Origin of the sequence: Sinorhizobium alkalisoli, from assembly GCF_008932245.1 — a bacterium.
Classification (GTDB): domain Bacteria; phylum Pseudomonadota; class Alphaproteobacteria; order Rhizobiales; family Rhizobiaceae; genus Sinorhizobium; species Sinorhizobium alkalisoli.
Genome location: NZ_CP034909.1, coordinates 1859133 through 1878045, shown reverse-complemented (window position 1 = coordinate 1878045; position 18913 = coordinate 1859133). Strand labels below are relative to the sequence as shown.

Annotated in this window: 14 protein-coding genes and 1 pseudogene; 8 read left to right on the top strand and 7 right to left on the bottom strand. The window is 65.1% G+C overall.

What is annotated here, in order from left to right; translation table 11 throughout:
• The first annotated feature begins 15 nt into the window (after positions 1 to 15).
• Positions 16 to 768: a phosphodiester glycosidase family protein gene (locus tag EKH55_RS09180; RefSeq protein ID WP_151611387.1), complete on the top strand. Its 753-nt coding sequence runs from the start codon at positions 16 to 18 to the stop codon at positions 766 to 768.
• 18 nt (positions 769 to 786) lie between these two features.
• Here EKH55_RS09180 and EKH55_RS09175 read toward each other — a convergent pair whose 3' ends face one another.
• The 5 genes and pseudogenes from EKH55_RS09175 to EKH55_RS09155 form a co-directional block, all read right to left on the bottom strand.
• Positions 787 to 1131: a hypothetical protein gene (locus EKH55_RS09175; RefSeq protein WP_069458286.1), complete on the bottom strand. Its 345-nt coding sequence runs from the start codon at positions 1129 to 1131 to the stop codon at positions 787 to 789.
• Positions 1132 to 1250: 119 nt separating this feature from the next.
• Entirely contained in the window at positions 1251 to 2261 is a 1011-nt protein-coding gene (gene bmt / locus EKH55_RS09170; RefSeq protein ID WP_151611386.1) for a betaine--homocysteine S-methyltransferase, read from the bottom strand.
• Between the two features lie 263 nt (positions 2262 to 2524).
• Positions 2525 to 3574 carry a quaternary amine ABC transporter ATP-binding protein gene (locus EKH55_RS09165; RefSeq protein ID WP_069458288.1) on the bottom strand — a complete coding sequence of 350 codons (1050 nt, stop codon included), beginning with the start codon at positions 3572 to 3574 and terminating at the stop codon, positions 2525 to 2527.
• Positions 3567 to 3665: pseudogene (locus EKH55_RS29715) on the bottom strand (proline/glycine betaine ABC transporter permease); the annotation flags it as partial. The pseudogene EKH55_RS29715 and the gene EKH55_RS09165, both read right to left, overlap by 8 nt.
• 175 nt (positions 3666 to 3840) lie before the next feature.
• Positions 3841 to 4839: a glycine betaine ABC transporter substrate-binding protein gene (locus EKH55_RS09155; RefSeq protein ID WP_151611385.1), complete on the bottom strand. Its 999-nt coding sequence runs from the start codon at positions 4837 to 4839 to the stop codon at positions 3841 to 3843.
• A 382-nt stretch (positions 4840 to 5221) separates the two neighbouring features.
• Here EKH55_RS09155 and EKH55_RS09150 point away from each other — a divergent pair, with 382 nt between their 5' ends.
• Complete coding sequence (locus EKH55_RS09150; protein WP_151611384.1) at positions 5222 to 6676, top strand: cobyric acid synthase; 1455 nt, start codon at positions 5222 to 5224, stop codon at positions 6674 to 6676.
• A 216-nt stretch (positions 6677 to 6892) separates the two neighbouring features.
• Complete coding sequence (locus EKH55_RS09145; RefSeq protein WP_151611383.1) at positions 6893 to 9061, top strand: CHASE2 domain-containing protein; 2169 nt, start codon at positions 6893 to 6895, stop codon at positions 9059 to 9061.
• 12 nt (positions 9062 to 9073) lie between these two features.
• On the opposite strand, the gene EKH55_RS09140 is transcribed toward EKH55_RS09145, so the two are convergent.
• Positions 9074 to 10033, bottom strand: a complete 960-nt coding sequence (locus EKH55_RS09140; RefSeq protein ID WP_151611382.1) for a FecR family protein — start codon at positions 10031 to 10033, stop codon at positions 9074 to 9076.
• A gap of 774 nt (positions 10034 to 10807) precedes the next feature.
• Here EKH55_RS09140 and cobU point away from each other — a divergent pair.
• The 4 genes from cobU to cobO all read left to right on the top strand — a co-directional run bounded on the left by cobU (position 10808) and on the right by cobO (position 17044).
• Complete coding sequence (cobU, locus tag EKH55_RS09135; protein WP_069458294.1) at positions 10808 to 11335, top strand: bifunctional adenosylcobinamide kinase/adenosylcobinamide-phosphate guanylyltransferase; 528 nt, start codon at positions 10808 to 10810, stop codon at positions 11333 to 11335.
• Between the two features lie 2 nt (positions 11336 to 11337).
• The gene (cobW, locus tag EKH55_RS09130; protein WP_151611381.1) at positions 11338 to 12402 is read left to right on the top strand and encodes a cobalamin biosynthesis protein CobW; all 1065 of its coding nucleotides are present in this window, start codon (positions 11338 to 11340) and stop codon (positions 12400 to 12402) included.
• 192 nt (positions 12403 to 12594) lie between these two features.
• Positions 12595 to 16401 (top strand): cobaltochelatase subunit CobN, encoded by a 3807-nt coding sequence (cobN, locus tag EKH55_RS09125; protein WP_151611380.1) that lies wholly within the window; start codon positions 12595 to 12597, stop codon positions 16399 to 16401.
• A gap of 4 nt (positions 16402 to 16405) precedes the next feature.
• Complete coding sequence (gene cobO, locus EKH55_RS09120; protein WP_151611379.1) at positions 16406 to 17044, top strand: cob(I)yrinic acid a,c-diamide adenosyltransferase; 639 nt, start codon at positions 16406 to 16408, stop codon at positions 17042 to 17044.
• Positions 17045 to 17213: 169 nt separating this feature from the next.
• Here the strand turns inward: cobO and EKH55_RS09115 are convergent, their stop codons facing one another.
• A complete protein-coding gene (locus tag EKH55_RS09115) occupies positions 17214 to 17999 on the bottom strand; it encodes a TSUP family transporter (RefSeq protein ID WP_151611378.1) in 786 nt (261 codons plus the stop codon).
• Between the two features lie 426 nt (positions 18000 to 18425).
• Here EKH55_RS09115 and EKH55_RS09105 point away from each other — a divergent pair, with 426 nt between their 5' ends.
• Positions 18426 to 18875, top strand: a complete 450-nt coding sequence (locus EKH55_RS09105; RefSeq protein WP_151611376.1) for a cobalamin biosynthesis protein — start codon at positions 18426 to 18428, stop codon at positions 18873 to 18875.
• Positions 18876 to 18913: the final 38 nt, after the last annotated feature.

The following is an 18913-nucleotide window of genomic DNA, read 5'->3' as shown; positions in this document are numbered from 1 at the left end:
CCTTGAGTCCAGCTCATGCCCCTGTTTCCCAAGCCCGTTCTCGTCGGCGCCGCATTGCTCTCTGCGAGCCTTGCCGAGCCCGCACTCGCCGCCTGCCGCGACGTCAGTCACCTCGGTGAGGAGTACATCGCCTGCAGCTTCGATCCGGCTTCAAGCGACATCCGCCTCTACAACAAGGACCAGGCCGGCGTGCCGTTCAAAACCTTCAAGGCGCTGTCGCTGGAATTGCGCCATCGCGACGAATATCTCGTCTTCGCCATGAACGGCGGCATGTATCACGAGGATCTGTCGCCGGTCGGGCTGCACATCGAAGAAGGCGCGGAGCAAACGCCACTCAACACCAACCCCGGCTGGGGCAATTTTCACATGCTGCCGAACGGCGTCTTCTATGTCGCCGACGGCAAGGCGGGTGTGATGGCCGCGGAAGCTTACAGCGCTGCCGGAATGACGCCTCGCTTCGCCACCCAGTCCGGGCCGATGCTCGTCATCGACGGGGCCTTGCATCCACGCTTCCTGCCGAAAAGCGACAGCCAGAAAACACGCAACGGCGTCGGCGTGACGAGTTCGGGAGAGGTCGTCTTCGCGGTCTCGAAACGGCCGGTGCGCTTCCATGATTTCGCGACACTCTTCCGGGACGAACTCGGCTGCCCGAACGCGCTCTTCCTCGACGGGACGATTTCGAGCCTCTATGCGCCGGAGATCAAACGCCATGACCGGCTGTTCCCGCTGGGGCCGATCATCGCCGTCGTGGCACGGTTTGCGCAGTGAAATCCCGCTCGTGTCGCGTCAAGCCGCCGGAAACGCCTTCTGCAGCCCGCCGGATTTCGTCAGCCCCGCCTTGAAGGCCTGGTAGGCCGGATGTTGGCTGGAACGCGCGGCCTCCATGAGCCGCATCTGCAGACGGTCCGGCGCCGCGCCGCCCAGCCATTCGCCGAGATTTTCCAGTTTCAGCGAGTTCAGGAAGCGCGCCTCCGCGGCGAGGTCGAGATGGCGGTGGAGGCCGTCCATCAAATTCTCGTCCTGCTCGGGATTTTCCATCAGCAGCCTGATGAAGGCCCGATCAACTTCGCCGAAGCTCGAAAGCTTGGCGGCGATCGTATCCCTGTCCGGGAAGGCGGCTGGTCCGCTCATCGCATCGTCTCCCTCGATTCCCATATCCGTTCGGGGATAGGACAGCCGACCGGCATGTGCAAGACAGCCGGGTGGGTCGCCCTTGCGGCCTGCCGCGTCGATGCTACCGCTCCCCGGAGCTACGCCCGGCGGCGGCCGCTGCGTTCGCGTTGAGGGGCGCCCGCGTTCGCCGTCTTGTTGCGCAAGGGGCCGATCTTTTCGACGATGACGTCGAGCGTCGGGCGTTCACCTTTTTCGTGGTTGTCGAGTGCAAGCCGCATGGCGGCGAGATGGGCGCAGGAGGTGCCGCAGCAGCCGCCGATGATGCGAGCGCCGGCGTCGACCGCAAGCCGCGCATAGTCCGCCATCAGCGGCGGCGTCCCGGAATAGTGAATCTCGGATCCGCGGAATTCGGGAATGCCGCAATTGCCCTTGACCACGACGGTCGCGTCCGGGCTTGCTGCCGTCATGTCGAGCAGCGAGGAGAGGATGTCCGAGGCGCCGACGCCGCAATTGGCGCCGACGGCGACGGGGCCATCGCCGATGTCGCCGGCGACGGCATGGATATCCTTCGGGTGCAGCCCCATCATCGTCTTGCCGGCGGTGTCGAAGGAACCGGTATAGACGAAGGGGAGGCCGACCTTGTTGGCTGCTTCGGCAGCGGCGCGAATTTCCTCCGGTGAGGACATGGTCTCGATCCAGGCGACTTCCGCGCCGCCGGCCTTCAGGCCTTCGATCTGCTCGATGAAGGCCGAGACGGCATCCTCGTAGGAAAGCGCGCCGAGCGGCACCAGCAGCTCGCCCGTCGGACCGACGGAGCCGGCGGTGATGACCTTGCGCGGCGCCTTGTCGGCAACGGCGCGGGCGATCTCGGCGGCGCGCTTGTTCAACGCATGCACCCGGTCCTCGGCCTGGTGCAGCTTCAGCCGGTGGCGGGTGCCGCCAAAGGAATTGGTGAGGATGATATCGGCGCCGGCATCGACGAAGTCCTGATGCAGCCTGGTGATGTTTTCTGGCTTCGATTCGTTCCAGAGCTCCGGCGCTTCGCCCGCTTCGAGCCCCATGGCGAACGACGTGCCGGTGGCGCCGTCGGCAAGCAGAACGCCCTTCTGGGCGAGGAGGTCGGAAAGGGCGTTAGAGGCAACGGACATCGGCTTTCCCCGGCTCATTGGAATTGCAACAACATATAAAGATGTCTTTATGTGTTGGCAACCGACTTTGCCGGTGAGGACGGGAAAAGTCCAGAATTGCCCCTCTCCTCGGGTTTAACCCGAGGACCGGCCCTCTCCCCGCAAGCGGGGCGAGGGGGTAACGTGGGTGCCGCGAGTCCCTTCGCCCGCGCGCGGGGAGAAGGTGCCGGCAGGCGGATGACGGGGAACCCGCGTTGCTCGGCGGCTCGGTCGGTGATCTCCGTTCACGCCGCCTTGCGGTCGCCGTCGTGGGTTGCCGGGCTTACCATCGCCGCGATGATCGTCTGCAGGTCGATGGCGCCGATCTGGCGGCCGTTGGCATCGACGACATGCGCCTTGTCGACGCGTGCGCCGGTCATCATGCGGGCGGCCGTCTCCAGGACCGTCCCGGCGGCAAGCGGCAGGCCCTCCGGATTGCCCGCGAGCGGGCGCATGACCGTCTCGACATTGATGACCCGGCCGCGGTTCACTTCCTTCACGAAGGCGGTGATGTAGTCATCCGCCGGCGACAGCACGATGTCCTGACCGGTCCCCTGCTGCACTACCGCGCCATCGCGCAGGATGGCGATCTTGTCGCCGAGCCTCAGCGCCTCGTCGAGGTCGTGTGTAATGAAGACGACGGTCTTCTTGAGTTCCTTCTGTAGGTCGAGCAGCACCGACTGCATATCGACGCGGATCAGCGGATCGAGCGCGGAATAGGCCTCGTCCATGAGCAGGATATCGGCGTCATTGGTGAGCGCCCGGGCGAGCCCGACGCGCTGCTGCATGCCGCCGGAAAGCTGGTTGGGATAATGCTTTTCGAAGCCGCTGAGCCCGACGCGCTCGATCCAGCCGCGGGCGCGCTTCTCGCTCTCGCGGCGATCGACGCCCTGGATCTCCAGCCCGTAGACGGTGTTTTCGAGAACGGTCCGGTGCGGCAGCAGGGCGAATTTCTGAAACACCATGGCCGTCTTATGACGGCGGAACTGCCGAAGATCGTTTTCGTTCATCTTGCAGACGTCGACGTCGTCGTAGAGCACCTCGCCCGCGGTCGGGTCGATCAGCCGATTGATGTGGCGGATCAAGGTCGACTTGCCCGAGCCCGACAGGCCCATCACCACCGTGATGCAGCCGCCCGGCATGGAAATATTGATGTCCTGGAGGCCGAGCACGTGGCCGTATTTCTCGTTGAGTTCGGCCTTGCCCATGCCGTTCTTGACGAGATCGACGTATTCCCGCCCGCGGGGGCCGAAAATCTTGTAGAGATTCTTCACCTCGATTGCGTGGCTAGCCATGAACTACCTCCGAATGGGTTTGCAGCCGTCCGCCGAAGGCCTGGCCGGCACGATCGAAAATGATGGCGATGCCGGAGAGGGCAACGCCGCTACATGCGCATGCGCGCAGACCCGGCACCGTCTCTTGCGAGTGCCAGGGAGAACACTGTGACAGGGCGGAGCGTCGTTCGCTGTGCTGTTTGCGCCCCCGATGCTGCTCCGTCGCGAAAAGACGAAGAAGGGTCGCGAGGACAGGGCGGCTGTATGGTTTCGTGCCGTTCATATCCTCAGAGTGCCGCCTTGACTTTTTCCGCAACGTCCGGGCGCACCCAGTTCCCCCAGATATCCTGGAAATTCTGCAGGAAATAGCGGGCGGCGTCCATGTTGGTGGCGCGGTTCCGGTCCATCCAGGCAAGTATCTCGTTCACCGTCGCGTTGTCCCACTCCCGGACCATCATGTAATCCATGGCGACACCTGCCTTCTCGGTGAAAGACCTGGTCACCACGGTGAAGACGTCGGAGATCGGATAAGAGTTGACCTTCGGGTTCGGGCAATCGGGAACGGCCGTGCATCTGTCCCACTCCGTCTTGTCATGGTCGACGCCGAAGGACAGGCGCACCATCTGGTATTTGCCGAGTGTGGCGGTCGGCGCCCAATAATAGCCGAGCCAGCCGGTCCGCTTTTCGAAAGCGTCGGCGATCGACTGGTCGAGGGCGGCGGCGGAATCAGAATTGACTAGCTTGAAGCCGGCCTTCTCCGCATCGAGCGCCTTGAAGAGGTTTGCCGTCGAGGTTCGACAGTTCCAGCCGGCAGGGCAGTTGTGGATCGCCCCCTTGGAGGAATCGCCGGGGGCGGGGAAGAGCTCCAGATGTTTCAAGGCATCCTGGACGGTCCTGATGTCCGGATGCGCGTCGGCGACGGATTTCGGCATCCACCAGCCTTCCACGCCGCCCTCGGCCAACATCCTCGCCCCCTGGATGAGACGGCCCTCCTCAATCGCCCTATCGAGCGGTGTGCGCACCGAACTGATCCAGAGTTCCGGCGCGACGTCGGGTTCGCCCTTGTCGTTCATCGACGCGAAGGTCGGGATCGTATCGCCCGCAACCAGCGTCACGCTGCAACCATAGCCGCGTTCGAGGATGAACTTGTCCACATGCGCGGCGATACCGGCGGAGGCCCAGTTCATTTCGGCGATGCTGACATTGCCGCATTCCGCAGCCTCGGCCGAGCCTGCCAGAGCATGGATACCCGCTGCCAGGAAGATTGCTGCGATGGTTTTCTTCATGGCGTCACGATCTTTCGACACGTCCCAGTCACTGTCGGCAAGCCGCTTCCCGACGCTACTGCAAGTTTCTTTAAACCCTATCCGATCCAATGGCAAAAAACATGTGGCGACGGCTCCGGGGACCGACGAGGAAAAACCCGGAATTCATCTTTGCTTAAGCTCTCAATAACGATCCGGTAAGGATGTCAGGCTAATTGTTTGCCTGCGGCGGGCAACTGCCTCAGGTCCGGATCAGGTGTTTCGTACCGGACCTGCCTTTCGTCAGTCTGCTCTAACAATCCGGTCGGTCGTGCCGTGCATCGCTGCGTATTTGTCGCCGCCAGCCCGGAAAAAGCCGCTGCCGTTCCTTTGCCTCCGAAGGTTTGGATGATACGGGGAGGGCATGACACGCACGATCATGCTGCAGGGCACCGGCTCGGATGTCGGAAAATCGGTACTCGTGGCCGGACTCTGCCGGCTTGCCTCGAACCGCGGCCTGAAGGTCAGGCCCTTCAAGCCACAGAACATGTCGAACAATGCCGCCGTCTCCGATGACGGCGGGGAGATCGGCCGGGCCCAATGGCTGCAGTCGCTCGCGGCCCGCGTGCCCTCGTCGGTGCATATGAACCCGGTGCTCCTGAAGCCGCAATCGGATGTGGGCAGCCAGATCGTCCTGCAGGGAAAGGTCGCCGGCCAGGCCAAGGGGCGGGAGTACCAGGCGCTGAAGCCGAAGCTTCTCGGCGCGGTAATGGAAAGCTTCGAGCTCGTTTGCGCCGGCGCCGATCTCGTCGTGGTCGAAGGGGCGGGGTCGCCCGCCGAAATCAACCTGCGCGCCGGCGACATCGCCAATATGGGCTTTGCGACCCGCGCCGGCGTGCCGGTCGTCCTTGTCGGCGACATCGACCGCGGCGGCGTCATCGCTTCGCTCGTCGGCACGCATGCGATTCTGCCGGAGGAGGACCGGCGGATGGTCACCGGCTACCTCATCAACAAGTTCCGCGGCGATGTCTCGCTCTTCGACGATGGGGTCGCCGCAATCGGGCGCTTCACCGGCTGGGCCTGCTTCGGCGTGGTGCCGTGGCTGAAGAGCGCCGGACGTTTGCCGGCCGAGGACTCCGTCGTGTTGGAGAAATTGGCGCGCGGCAGCGGCAAGGCGCTGAAGGTCGCCGTTCCGGTGCTGTCGCGGATCGCCAATTTCGACGATCTCGATCCCTTGGCCGCCGAGCCGGAGGTCGATCTCGTCTTCGTCCGGCCGGGGATGCCACTTCCGGCGGATGCAGGGCTCGTCGTCATCCCAGGCTCGAAATCGACCATCGCCGACCTCAAGGACTTCCGCGCTGAGGGCTGGGACCGCGACATCGAGCGGCATGTGCGGCGCGGGGGCAGGGTGATCGGCCTATGCGGAGGCTATCAGATGCTCGGCAGCCGCGTTACCGATCCGCTCGGCATCGAAGGCAGCGAGCGCGAGATCGCCGGCCTCGGGCTGCTTGCTGTCGAGACCGAGATGGCACCGGAAAAGACCGTGCGCAACAGCCGCGCCTGGTCCCTGCAGCATGATGTGGCGCTCGAAGGCTACGAGATCCATCTCGGCCGGACGACCGGGCCGGATTGCGACCGCGCGCCGGTCTTGATCGACAGTCGTCCCGACGGGGCAATGTCCGCGGATGGCAAGGTGATGGGCACCTATCTCCACGGCCTCTTCGGCAGCGATGCCTATCGCGCTGCGCTGCTGCAAAGCTTCGGAATCGAAGGCGGCGGGGTGAATTATCGCCAGTCCGTGGACACCGCGCTCGACGATATCGCCGGCGAACTCGAAGCAGTGCTGGACCGGAACTGGCTCGATCGGTTGTTTGGGTAGGTGGTTCGGGCGCGCGTGCGGCGACCAAGTAACCCCCTCTGGCCGGCAGGCCAGAGGGGGTAGCGTTCCGCAGCGGCCATGGAGCGACGGGCCTCCCTGACAGTTCATGATTGCACGACCGCTTCAGACGATGCAGCATGGCCGAGGCGGCAGACTGTTTTTCCGGAGGCGCATACAAGGGCCCGCCTCCGGCACGAAAGGTCGGACACGGCGGCCATGACCCGCGCGCAACTCGTTGGCGTCCTTATCGGATTGGCGATCGTCGCGGCGCTGACGCTGCTGCGGGCAAGCGACCCGCCCTTGCTGAAATTCGCCCGCGACGTCACGTTCGACGAGTACCAGCGCCTCGCACCGCGGCCTTTCGAGGAACTGCCGGTCCGTGTGGTCGACATCGACGAGACGTCGCTCAGGCAATTCGGCCAGTGGCCGTGGCCAAGGGATCGAATGGCCGCCCTCGTCGACAGGCTCTCCGACATGGGGGCGGCCGTCATCGCCTTCGACATTCTCTTCGCCGAGCCCGATCGTCTGTCGCCGCGGAGCGTCATGCGCGACGTCGGAGGCTTCGATCCCGCGCTGACGGCACGGCTGCCGGACAATGACGAGATTTTCGCGCGGGCAATTGCGGGAAGACCGACCGTGCTCGGATTCGGTCTTTCCAACACCGGCAACTATCGCCCGCCGGTGAAGGCAGGCTTTGCCTTCACCGGTGAAAGCCCCTTCGATGCGCCGCCCAGGCTCGTCGCGGCGACACCGATCAGGCCGGGGCTCGAAGCGAATGCCGCCGGTATCGGGCATATCAGCCTCAACCCCGAAAGCTCTTCGGCGGTCGTCAGGGCCGTGCCGCTCATCTTGAGCGACGGCGAGCAGCTCTTTCCCAATCTCGCCCTCGAGTCTCTGAGGGTCGCGCAAGGCGCGTCCACCTATCTTCTGACGGGGGCGACGAATGTGGCCGACACCATCACGCTTATCAGGGTCGGCGACTTCGGCGTTCCCGTAACGGCAGCGGGAGAGCTCTGGCTCTATGTGAGCCCGGAACGGCCGGAGAGATATGTCTCGGCGGCCGAGGTCCTCGCGCCCGGCGGCGTCTCCGCTGAGGCGCGGGCTGCGATCGAAGGCAGCATCGTCTTCGTCGGCACCTCGGCCGCCGGCCTGCTGGACATCCGTGCAACCGCTCTTGGCGACAATGTTCCCGGCGTGTCGCTGCATGCGCAGACCGTCGAGCAGATCCTGTCCGGACGCTTTCTCTCTCGCCCGGACTGGGCCGACGGGCTCGAGATCCTGTCGATTGCCCTCGCGGGCTGTCTGCTCGTGCTGCTCACCACCTTCGTCAGCCCGGCCGTGGCGCTCGCCTGTGGCCTGTCGATCACCGCTCTCGCGCTCGTTGCCTCGTGGCTCGCCTTCGTCCAGGGCGGGCTTCTCCTCGATCCGCTGGCGCCGATCTTCTTCGGTTCGATCACCCATTTCGCGGCGACGGCGTACCGCTTCCTGGTGAGCGACCGGGAGCGGCGCGTCGTCCGGCGTGCCTTCGGCCAGTACCTCTCTCCCTCCTTGCTCTACCGGATCGAGCACACGCGCAACGCCTTGCGCCTCGGCGGCGACGACCGGGAACTGACGCTGATGTTCGTCGACGTGCGCAACTTCACCGAAATCAGCGAGCGCCTGGCGCCGGCGGAGGTGGTGCGCTTTCTCAATACGCTGCTCGACGCCTTGAGCCACCACGTGATCGACAATGAGGGCACGCTCGACAAGTTCATCGGCGATTCGATCATGGCCTTCTGGAACGCTCCGGTCGACGTAAGCGGCCATCCCGGCAAGGCCGTCCATGCGGCGCTGGCCATGCGCGACACGCTTGCCAGGCTGAACGGCGCCGATGCCTTCGGATTCGGTGAGAAGCGCCAGGTCGCGATCGGGATCGGCATCCATACGGGCCTCGCCTGCGTCGGCAATATGGGGGCGGAGATACATTTCAACTATTCGGCGGTGGGCGACGCGGTGAATATCGCCGCACGGATCGAAAGTGCCTGCAAGGACATCGGCTTCGACATTCTCGTGTCCGAAACCACGGCAGAGGCGCTCGGCGGCCGTGCCCTGCTCGATGCCGGGGCCTTGCCTCTCAAAGGCAAGACGACGCGAACGAGGCTTTTCGCCGTGGTCGGCGGCAAGGCGCTTGCCACATCCCCGGAGTTCTTCGAGTTGCAGCGCGTGCACGGGCAGCTAATCGCGGCCTTGCAGGTGCGTTCGCCCGACATGCGCCGCTTTCTGAGCATGGCGAAACTCAAAGCGGCCGCGGTGGCGCCGGGACTCCAGGAGTTCTATCGTCGCATCCCGCGTCGCGCCGAGCACTTTCCTGCCGTAAAAACGACGCGGGGAGGGGCAGGCGAGTAATATATAAGCACGTCAGTGCCACCGGGCCGGCCGATCGGGCCTGTCCGGCCGATCCGGTCTATCAGGTCGGTCGGGCCTGTCGGGACGAGCGTGGCCGTTCGGATGATCCGGCCGATCGGGTCGGTCCGGCCTGTCTGGTCTGTCGGGCCTGTCGGGTCGGTCCGGCCTGTCAGGTTTATGGTGCTTATGAGGCTTATGCGGCTTGGGCGGCTTTACGGGCTGCTCGGGTTCCGTCGCTGTCGGCGGCGCGTCGACGCGCGGGGAGGGCGGCGGCGGAAGCTTGTCGGGCCGGATTTGCAGGACGGCCGCAAGGCCGCAGCCGCTGCCGCTCCAGCCTGACGACAGCCGTTGCTGGCCGGACAGGAACGGCAATGCCTGCTGGTTGCCAAGCGCGCCCAGCGTGCCGCGATTGACCGGCCCGGTGTCCGACATGGCGCCGTTCGGTTTTGCGACCACGCAGTCGCAGCGCCGCGTCAGCTGCCGGCAGCCGCCGGGGCCGCAAAAGTCCGCCGCGCCCGACAGCAGCACGACGGCCGTCGTGCCGTCGCCGCCGACATAGAAGTCGAAGACGGTGCCGCGAACGCCAATCGTTCCGGCCGGCGTCAGAATGCGGTAGGCGGAGTGCCGGGAGTTGCCGCTGATCCAGCGGAACGTTCCCTTGGCGGCCGCGATGGTCAGCTTCTGCACGGTTTTGCGGTCGTCGAAGACGAACCGGTCGATGACGACGGAGGAGCCGGCACCGACCGCGAGCTTGCTGCCGTCCCGGAATACGAATTGGCCGAGGCCGGATCTCGATGTCGATATCCGCTCGTCGCGGTGAACCGCATCCTTGACGGCGAGCGGTCCGGCCGCGCCCCTGACCTCCGTCTGGATGCGGACCGCTTGGCCAACCGGCTCGGCGGCGCCTGCCGGGGGGGAGCCGGCAAGCGCGCAACTCAATGCGGCAATTACGGCACGACGCAGATACGACATCGCACCCTCCGCCGTGGACCTCCTTCAAGGCCGCGGACATGATCGATATGCCGGAACCGTGCTTTCACCGCGTCGGCCCCCGAACCTGTTTTCTTACCATGCGGGGGGACGGCGTGTCTGCTCACCCGTTGTGAGTAGGTCTTCATTGCCGTCTGGCGCAATTGGCGGGCGACACGTCGCAGGGCGTCGATTGACATCGTGGCCGGGGCTTCATAATTACATGGTATGGATGGTTCCCTCGCGTCGAGGTGGGGCGAGGGAGTAAATGGGAATGTGACGGGGCGGACCCAATCCGGGCGCCCTTATCGCAGCCGACCCCGCGACTGTAGAACGGTCAGGGTCCGCTATCGGGCTTGATCCTCCAATTCTCAGCGGAACTGCATGGGGCGGTTCGCGGAACTGGATGGCAGGCCGGAAAAGCCACTGGCGTGGCATCGTGATCAGCCGGGCTGGACGCCTCTTCTTCTACGAATCGTCCGCCTTTCACGAGGCCGCAGAGACTGCCGCATTCATCGGAATGCGCACAGCTTCGGACGCCGGGAAGGCGAGGCGGACCCGTTCGGGCCCAGGCACGTCACCCTATGTGACGCTGCCTGATGCGCGTGACGCCGTGAGCCAGGAGACCTGCCATCCGTCAGGGCATTCCGCCCGAGGGGACGTTGTCCCCATGCCAGCACGGAGGTTGTCGTGGCTTTCAGAGTTCTCTATCCCGCGTTTGCGGGAAATTACCCGTTTAGTGCTGCCTTGGTCCTTCGGTGAACTGAGGCTTTCCGCATGACGGTTTCCAAACTCGGCCCAATTCTGGTGCTCGGCGGCGCTCGCTCCGGCAAGTCGCGCTTTGCCGAGAGGCTCGCCGAGACCAGCGGCCTGAAGATGCACTATGTTGCGACGGGCCGCGCCTTCGACGACGAGATGCGCGACCGTATCGTCCACCACAAGGCGGCCCGGCAGGGCAAGGGCTGGACGACGCATGAGGAGCCGCTCGACCTCGTCGGCGTGCTCGCGCGCATCGATGCGCGGGACCGCGTGATCCTCGTCGACTGCCTGACGCTGTGGGTCACGAACCTGATGATGGAGGGGCGCGACATGGCCGCGGCGTTCGCCGCGCTTGCCGACTTCCTGCCGGGCGCCCAGGCTCGTCTTGTTTTCGTCTCCAACGAAGTCGGCCTCGGCATCGTCCCGGAAAACCGCATGGCGCGCGCGTTTCGCGATCATGCCGGCCGGCTCCACCAGATCGTTGCGGAGAAATCCGCCGAAGTCTATCTCGTCGCGGCCGGACTGCCGCTGAAAATGAAAGGTTGACCATGACACGTGCAAAGGCCCAGCAGGGCAAGATCCCGGCCACCGTCATCACCGGCTTTCTCGGGGCCGGCAAGACGACGATGATCCGCAACCTCTTGCAGAATGCCGACGGCAAGCGCATCGCGCTCATCATCAACGAATTCGGCGATCTCGGGGTCGACGGCGATGTGCTGAAAGGCTGCGGCGCCGAGGCCTGCTCTGAGGAGGATATCATCGAACTCACCAATGGTTGCATCTGCTGCACCGTCGCCGACGACTTCATCCCGACCATGACGAAGCTGCTCGAGCGCGAGAACCGCCCCGACCACATCGTCATCGAGACGTCGGGCCTCGCGCTGCCGCAGCCGCTGGTCGCCGCCTTCAACTGGCCGGACATTCGCAGCGAAGTAACGGTCGATGGCGTCGTCACCGTCGTGGACAGCGCCGCGGTCGCAGCCGGACGGTTCGCCGATGATCATGACAAGGTCGATGCGCTGCGCGTCAACGACGACAATCTCGACCACGAGAGCCCGATCGAGGAGCTCTTCGAGGACCAGTTGACCGCCGCCGATCTCATCGTCCTCAACAAGGCTGACCTCATCGATGTCGCGGGCCTGAAAGCCGTGCGCGAGGAGGTCGCCTCCCGCATCAGCCGCAAGCCGGCGATGATCGAGGCGCGGAACGGCGAGGTTGCCGCCGCCATCCTGCTCGGCCTCGGCGTCGGCACCGAGGACGAGATTGTCAATCGCAAGTCGCATCATGAGATGGAGCACGAGGCGGGCGAGGAGCACGACCACGACGAGTTCGAGAGCTTCGTCGTCGAACTCGGCGCGATCGCGGACCCGAACGGGTTCATTGATCGGCTCAGGGGCGTCATCGCCGCGCACGATGTGCTGCGCCTCAAGGGTTTCGCGGATGTGCCCGGCAAGCCGATGCGGCTCCTGATCCAGGGCGTCGGCAGCCGCATCGATCAATATTACGACCGCGCCTGGGCGCCGGCAGAAACTCGCGGCACGCGTCTCGTCGTCATCGGCCTGCACGACATCGACGAAGCGGCCGTGCGCGCGTCGATCGCGGCGCTCGTGTGAGGTGGTGGGTTTAGTCATGAATTACCCCTCCCCAACCCCTCCCCACAAGGGGGAGGGGCTAGGTGCCGGCGGCGCTGGCCTGCATTTTTTCAGGCGGAGCCAGAGACAGCGCGGCAAGGTAAGCCCCTCCCCCTTGTGGGGAGGGGTTGGGGAGGAGTTTTTCTTGGCAGGGTTCTGTTATGAGGAGGTCCCATGCACCTCCTCCTAGCGCAGAAAGGCACGATTGCCGACGGCAACGAGGCGATCGATCTCGGCCAGAGCCCGGCCGATATCCTGTTCCTCTCGGCCGCCGACACGGAAATTGCCGCGATCGCCGCCGCCCATCGCGGGCGCGTGCGAGCGCGAAGCCTGCGCATCGCCAGCCTGATGAACCTGATGCATCCGATGTCGGTCGACACCTATGTCGAGCGGACGGCGCGGCATGCCAAGCTGATCGTCGTGCGCCCGCTCGGCGGCGCCAGCTATTTCCGCTACGTGCTGGAGGCGCTGCACGCAGCGGCGATCGCGAACGGGTTCCAGATTGCCGTGGTGCCCGGCGACGACAAGCCCGATCCGGGCCTCGAGCCGTTTTCGACGGTTTCCGCGGAGGATCGTCAGCGCCTGTGGGCCTATTTCACCGAAGGCGGTGCCGACAACGCCGGGCTGTTTCTGGACTATGCCGAGGCACTGATCGAGGACGGCGAGAGGCCGGAACCCGCGCGGCCCTTGCTCAAGGCCGGCATCTGGTGGCCGGGGGCAGGGGTTGTCGGGGTTGGGGAGTGGATGCGCTTAGTTGGTGGAGGCGGGGTGAGTTCGACGGAGTCGAAGAAAGCCGAACCCACTGTCGCCATCTGCTTCTACCGCGCTCTCGTCCAGAGCGGAGAAACCAAGCCCGTCGAGGCGCTGATCGAGGCGCTCGCCGCGGAAGGCATGCGGGCCTTGCCGGTCTTCGTTTCCAGCCTCAAGGACGCGGTTTCGATCGGCACGCTCGAGGCGATCTTTGCGGAAGCCGCCCCTGACGTGGTGATGAATGCCACCGGCTTTGCCGTCTCGGCGCCGGGTGCCGACCGCCGGCCGACGGTGCTCGAATCGACCGGGGCGCCGGTCTTGCAGGTGATCTTCTCCGGCTCGTCGCGCGCGGCCTGGGAAGCCTCGCCGCAGGGGCTGATGGCGCGCGATCTCGGCATGAATGTCGCGCTGCCGGAAGTGGACGGGCGCATCCTGTCTCGTGCCGTCTCCTTCAAGGCGGCCTCGGTTTACGACCCGCTGGTCGAAGCCAATATCGTCGGCCATGAGCCGCTTCACGATCGCGTGCAATTTTCAGCCCGTCTCGCCGCCAATTGGACGACGCTCAGACGCACCGAGCCCGGCGGGCGCCGGATCGCGGTCGTCATGGCCAATTACCCGAACCGCGACGGCCGCCTCGGCAACGGCGTCGGCCTCGACACGCCGGCCGGCACGATCGAAGTGCTGAAAGCGATGGCGGCGGAAGGGTATCGCGTCGGCGATCTGCCTGCGGACGGCGATGCGCTGATGCGCTTCCTGATGGCCGGGCCGACCAACGCCGCGAGCCGCGACCGGGAGATTCGCGAAAGCATTTCCCTGAATCGATACAGCGACTTCTTCGCGTCTCTTCCGAAAAAGATTCAAGAGGAGGTGACGGAGCGCTGGGGCGAGCCTGAGGCCGATCCCTTCTTCCTCGACGGGGCCTTCGCGCTGCCGCTCGCCCGTTTCGGCGACGTGCTCGTCGGCATTCAGCCGGCGCGCGGCTACAATATCGATCCGAAGGAAACCTATCACGCGCCGGACCTCGTGCCGCCGCATGGCTATATCGCCTTCTACGCCTATCTGCGCCAGGTCTTCGGTGCCGACGCTATTGTTCACATGGGCAAGCACGGCAATCTCGAATGGCTGCCCGGCAAGGCGCTGGCGCTGTCGGAGGCGTGCTATCCCGAGGCGGTCTTCGGGCCGACGCCGCATCTCTATCCCTTCATCGTCAACGATCCGGGCGAGGGCACGCAGGCCAAGCGCCGCACGAGCGCCGTCATCATCGACCACCTGACCCCGCCGCTGACGCGGGCGGAATGCTATGGGCCGCTCAAGGACCTGGAGGCGCTGGTCGACGAATACTACGAGGCGGCCGGCAGCGATCCACGCCGCCTGCGTCTCCTCAGCCGCCAGATCCTCGACCTCGTGCGCGACATCGGCCTCGACCATGATGCCGGCATCGGCAAGGGCGACAATGACGAGGCGGCGCTGGAGAAGCTCGACGCCTATCTCTGCGATCTCAAGGAAATGCAGATCCGCGACGGGTTGCACATATTTGGCGTGGCGCCCCAAGGGCGGCTACTGACCGATCTCACCGTGGCGCTCGCCCGGGTGCCGCGGGGCTTAAGCGATGGCGGGGACCAGAGCCTGCAGCGGGCGATTGCGGTGGATCTGGGGGTGAGCGGTACTTCCCCGCAAGCGCAACCCTTCGATCCCCTCGACTGCATTCTCTCCACCCCCTGGACCGGACCGAAACCCGGCCTCCTTGCGAGTGTCTCGGACGCCCCCTGGCGCACCGCCGGCGATACGGTCGAGCGCATCGAACTGCTTGCGACAAAGCTCGTCTCCGGCGAAATCGCCTGTCCGGAGGGCTGGAGCAACACCCGGAAGGTGCTCGACGAGATCGACACCCGTCTGAAGCCTTCGATCGAGGGCTCGGGTGAAGCCGAGATCAAGGGCCTGCTCACCGGTCTCGACGGCCGCTTCGTGCCGCCGGGTCCCTCCGGCGCGCCGACGCGCGGACGCCCCGATGTGCTGCCGACCGGCCGCAACTTCTACTCCGTCGACAGCCGCGCCGTGCCGACGCCGGCGGCCTATGAGCTCGGCAGGAAATCGGCCGAACTGCTGATCCGCCGTTACCTGCAGGACCACGGCGAGTGGCCGACCTCCTTCGGGCTCACCGCCTGGGGCACCTCCAACATGCGCACCGGCGGCGACGACATCGCCCAGGCGCTGGCGCTGATCGGCGCCAAGCCTCTCTGGGACATGGCCTCGCGGCGGGTGACCGGCTACGAGATCGTGCCGCTCGCCGTGCTCGGCCGTCCGCGCGTCGACGTCACCTTACGCATTTCCGGTTTCTTCCGTGACGCCTTTCCGGATCAGATCGCGCTTTTCGACAAGGCGATGCAAGCGATCGGCGCGCTCGACGAGGACGATGCCGACAACATGATCGCCGCCCGCATGCGCGCGGAGGCTCGGCGTCTCGAAGGCGAGGGTATCGATGCCAAGGAGGCGGCGCGGCGGGCGTCCTACCGCGTCTTCGGCGCAAAACCCGGCGCTTACGGAGCGGGCCTGCAGGCGCTGATCGACGAGAAGGGCTGGGAGGACCGCGGCGATCTCGCCGAGGCCTATCTGACCTGGGGCGGCTACGCCTATGGCGCCGGCGAGGACGGCAAGGCGGAGCGGGGCCTTTTCGAAGAACGGCTGCGCTCGATCGAGGCGGTCGTCCAGAACCAGGACAATCGCGAGCACGATCTGCTCGACAGCGACGACTACTATCAGTTCGAGGGGGGCATGAGCGCTGCCGCCGAGCGACTGGGCGGCGCGCGTCCTGCGATCTATCACAACGACCATTCGCGGCCGGAAAAGCCGGTGATCCGCTCGCTCGAGGAGGAGATCGGCCGCGTGGTTCGCGCCCGCGTCGTCAATCCGAAATGGATCGACGGCGTGATGCGCCACGGCTACAAGGGCGCCTTCGAGATGGCCGCGACGGTCGATTACATGTTCGCCTTCGCCGCGACGACCGGGGCGGTGCGCGACCACCACTTCGAGGCCGCCTACCGGGCCTATATTGCCGACGAGAAAGTGCTCGAATTCCTCCGCGAGAAGAACCCGGCCGCTCTTGCCGAAATGTCGGAGCGGCTTCTGGAGGCGGTCGAGCGGGGGCTGTGGACGCCGCGCTCGAATTCGGCGCGATTTGAACTGAGCGGCCTTGCCGCGCACACCGGCGGGGCCGGACACAACAGGGAGTGAGACGATGAGCGAAGAGACGGTGAACGAGTCGACGGCCGAGAAGGACGAAGCCCGCCACGCCATGAAGATGGCGAAGAAGAAGACGGCGCGCGACAAGATCATGGCGACGAAGACGGACGAAAAGGGTCTGGTCATCGTCCATACCGGCAAGGGCAAGGGCAAGTCGACCGCCGGTTTCGGCATGATCTTCCGCCACATCGCCCATGGCATGCCCTCAGCGGTCGTGCAGTTCATCAAGGGTGCCATGCATACCGGCGAGCGCGATCTGATCGAGAAGCATTTCGGCGACCTCTGCCAGTTCCACACGCTCGGCGAAGGCTTCACCTGGGAAACGCAGGACCGCGCCCGCGACGTCGCCATGGCGGAGAAGGCCTGGGAAAAGGCCAAGGAACTGATCCGCGACGAACGCAACTCCATGGTGCTGCTCGACGAGATTAATATCGCGCTCCGCTACGACTACCTCGACGTCGCCGAGGTGATCCGGTTCCTGAAGGAGGAAAAGCCGCCCATGACCCATGTGGTCCTGACCGGCCGCAACGCCAAGGAGGACCTGATCGAGTTCGCCGACCTCGTGACGGAAATGGAGCTGATCAAGCATCCCTTCCGATCCGGCATCAAGGGGCAGAAGGGCGTCGAATTCTGATCCGGGGGGCGATGGCGTCGCGGACATTACAGCGCCGCGCATCTTTTCGGACGCTTTCGGGCGCGCAAAGGTCGCTGTAACTCTTTGAATCTGCCGCATCGAGCTTTCCTAAAATCGGGTACGATTTTCGGGCCGATGCGCTAGGCGTCGCGGTGCCGTTCGCCTTCGCTCACACCCCGAGCCAGATCCTCAACGGCTGCCCCGGATCGGCCAGGAGGCGGACGGCAAGGACGATCGAGACGATGACGAGTAGCGGCTTGATGATCTTCGCGCCCTTGGCCATGGCATAGCGCGAGCCGACCTGCGCACCGAGGAACTGGCCGACGCCCATCACCAATCCGACCTTCCACAGCACGACGCCGTAAAGCAGGAAGACGATGAAGGCGCCGAGATTGGAGCCGAAGTTCAGGAACTTCGTATGCGCCGTCGCCTTGAGGATGCCGTAGCCTGCGAGCGAGACGAAGCCGAGCATGAAGAAGGAACCGGTGCCGGGCCCGAAGACGCCGTCGTAGAAGCCGATCAGCGGCACGAAGGTGAGGGTGAAGAGGAATGCCGAGATGCGGCGATGCCTCTCGATATCGCCGACATTTGGTTTCAGGCCGAAATAGATGGCAATCGCGATCAGGAGGAACGGCAGCACGCCTTTGAGCGCGTCGGCCGGAACGATGGTCGCGAGGAGCGCGCCGAGGACCGAGCCCAGCGCCGACATCAGCGCCATCGGCAATTGCTCCTGCAGACCCACATGCCCGTGCCGCGCATAGGCGAGGCTCGCCGAGCCCGAGCCGAAGAGGGACTGTAGCTTGTTGGTGCCGAGCGTTTCCAGCGGCGGAATGCCTGCGATCAGCATGGCCGGAATGGTCACCATACCGCCGCCGCCGGCAATTGAGTCGATGAATCCGGCGATGAAGGCCGCCGCGAACAGAAAGATGAGGAGATGGAAGGCGAGGTCGGTCACGGAAGGCTCGAAGAGAATGGCAGTGAGATTGCTTCGTCTTCTGTCAGACGTGGCGCCCAAATGCAAAGAAATGTCGGCGGCGGTCCGAGGGGTATTCCGCGCCAGCGCCGCGAGTGACTCATAACTGCACCGTTTACGACGTGGCGATGGCGCAATCCGGTTTGACCGCCCGGATGGCCTTCGGATAGATATAGCGATCATGCGACGGCGTCCGCGGAGGCGGACTGAAAGAGCGTCCGGTGCGGCCGACCCAGGCAGGGGGCCCGATCCGGTGCTGTCCAGACCGGTGTGGGCTCACGCCCCGGCCGGCGCTTCGTATGGAACGCCGACCGCTGCGCTGGGCTCTGGAAACGAAAGCCCCGTGCAGCAATCAACCGAGTTTCAGCTTGCGTGCCGGAGGGGCCGCGCTGTAGGGAGCCGCACCGCATGCCTTGGGCCGAGGGGTCAGCCGTCACCAATGGAAAACTCGTTCTCGGCCTCGGCTGCGAGCGCCGAACTGCACCGGAGGAAGTGATCGGACTGGCCGAGCAGGCGCTTGCGGATGCCGGAGCCAGCGGGAGCGATCTCGCTCTCATCGCATCTCTCGATGCACGTTCGGAGGAGCTCGCCATTCACGCCGTCGCACAGCACTTTGCCGTGCCGATTCGCTTTTTCGATGCGGCGACGCTCGAGGCGGAGGCGGACCGGTTGCAAAATCCCTCCGAAATTGTCTTTGCCCATACCGGCTGCCATGGCGTGGCGGAAGGGGCCGCTCTCGCCGGTGCCGGGCCGGATGCGGTGCTGATTGTCCCGAAGATCCGCTCGGCGCGTGCGACGGCGGCGTTAGCCGGTGTGGTTTGCAATGGTGTTGCCTGCGGCCAGCGGGGAGTGGAATGATGACGGCAACGGTCAACCCCCGGCAGGCCAGAGGGGGT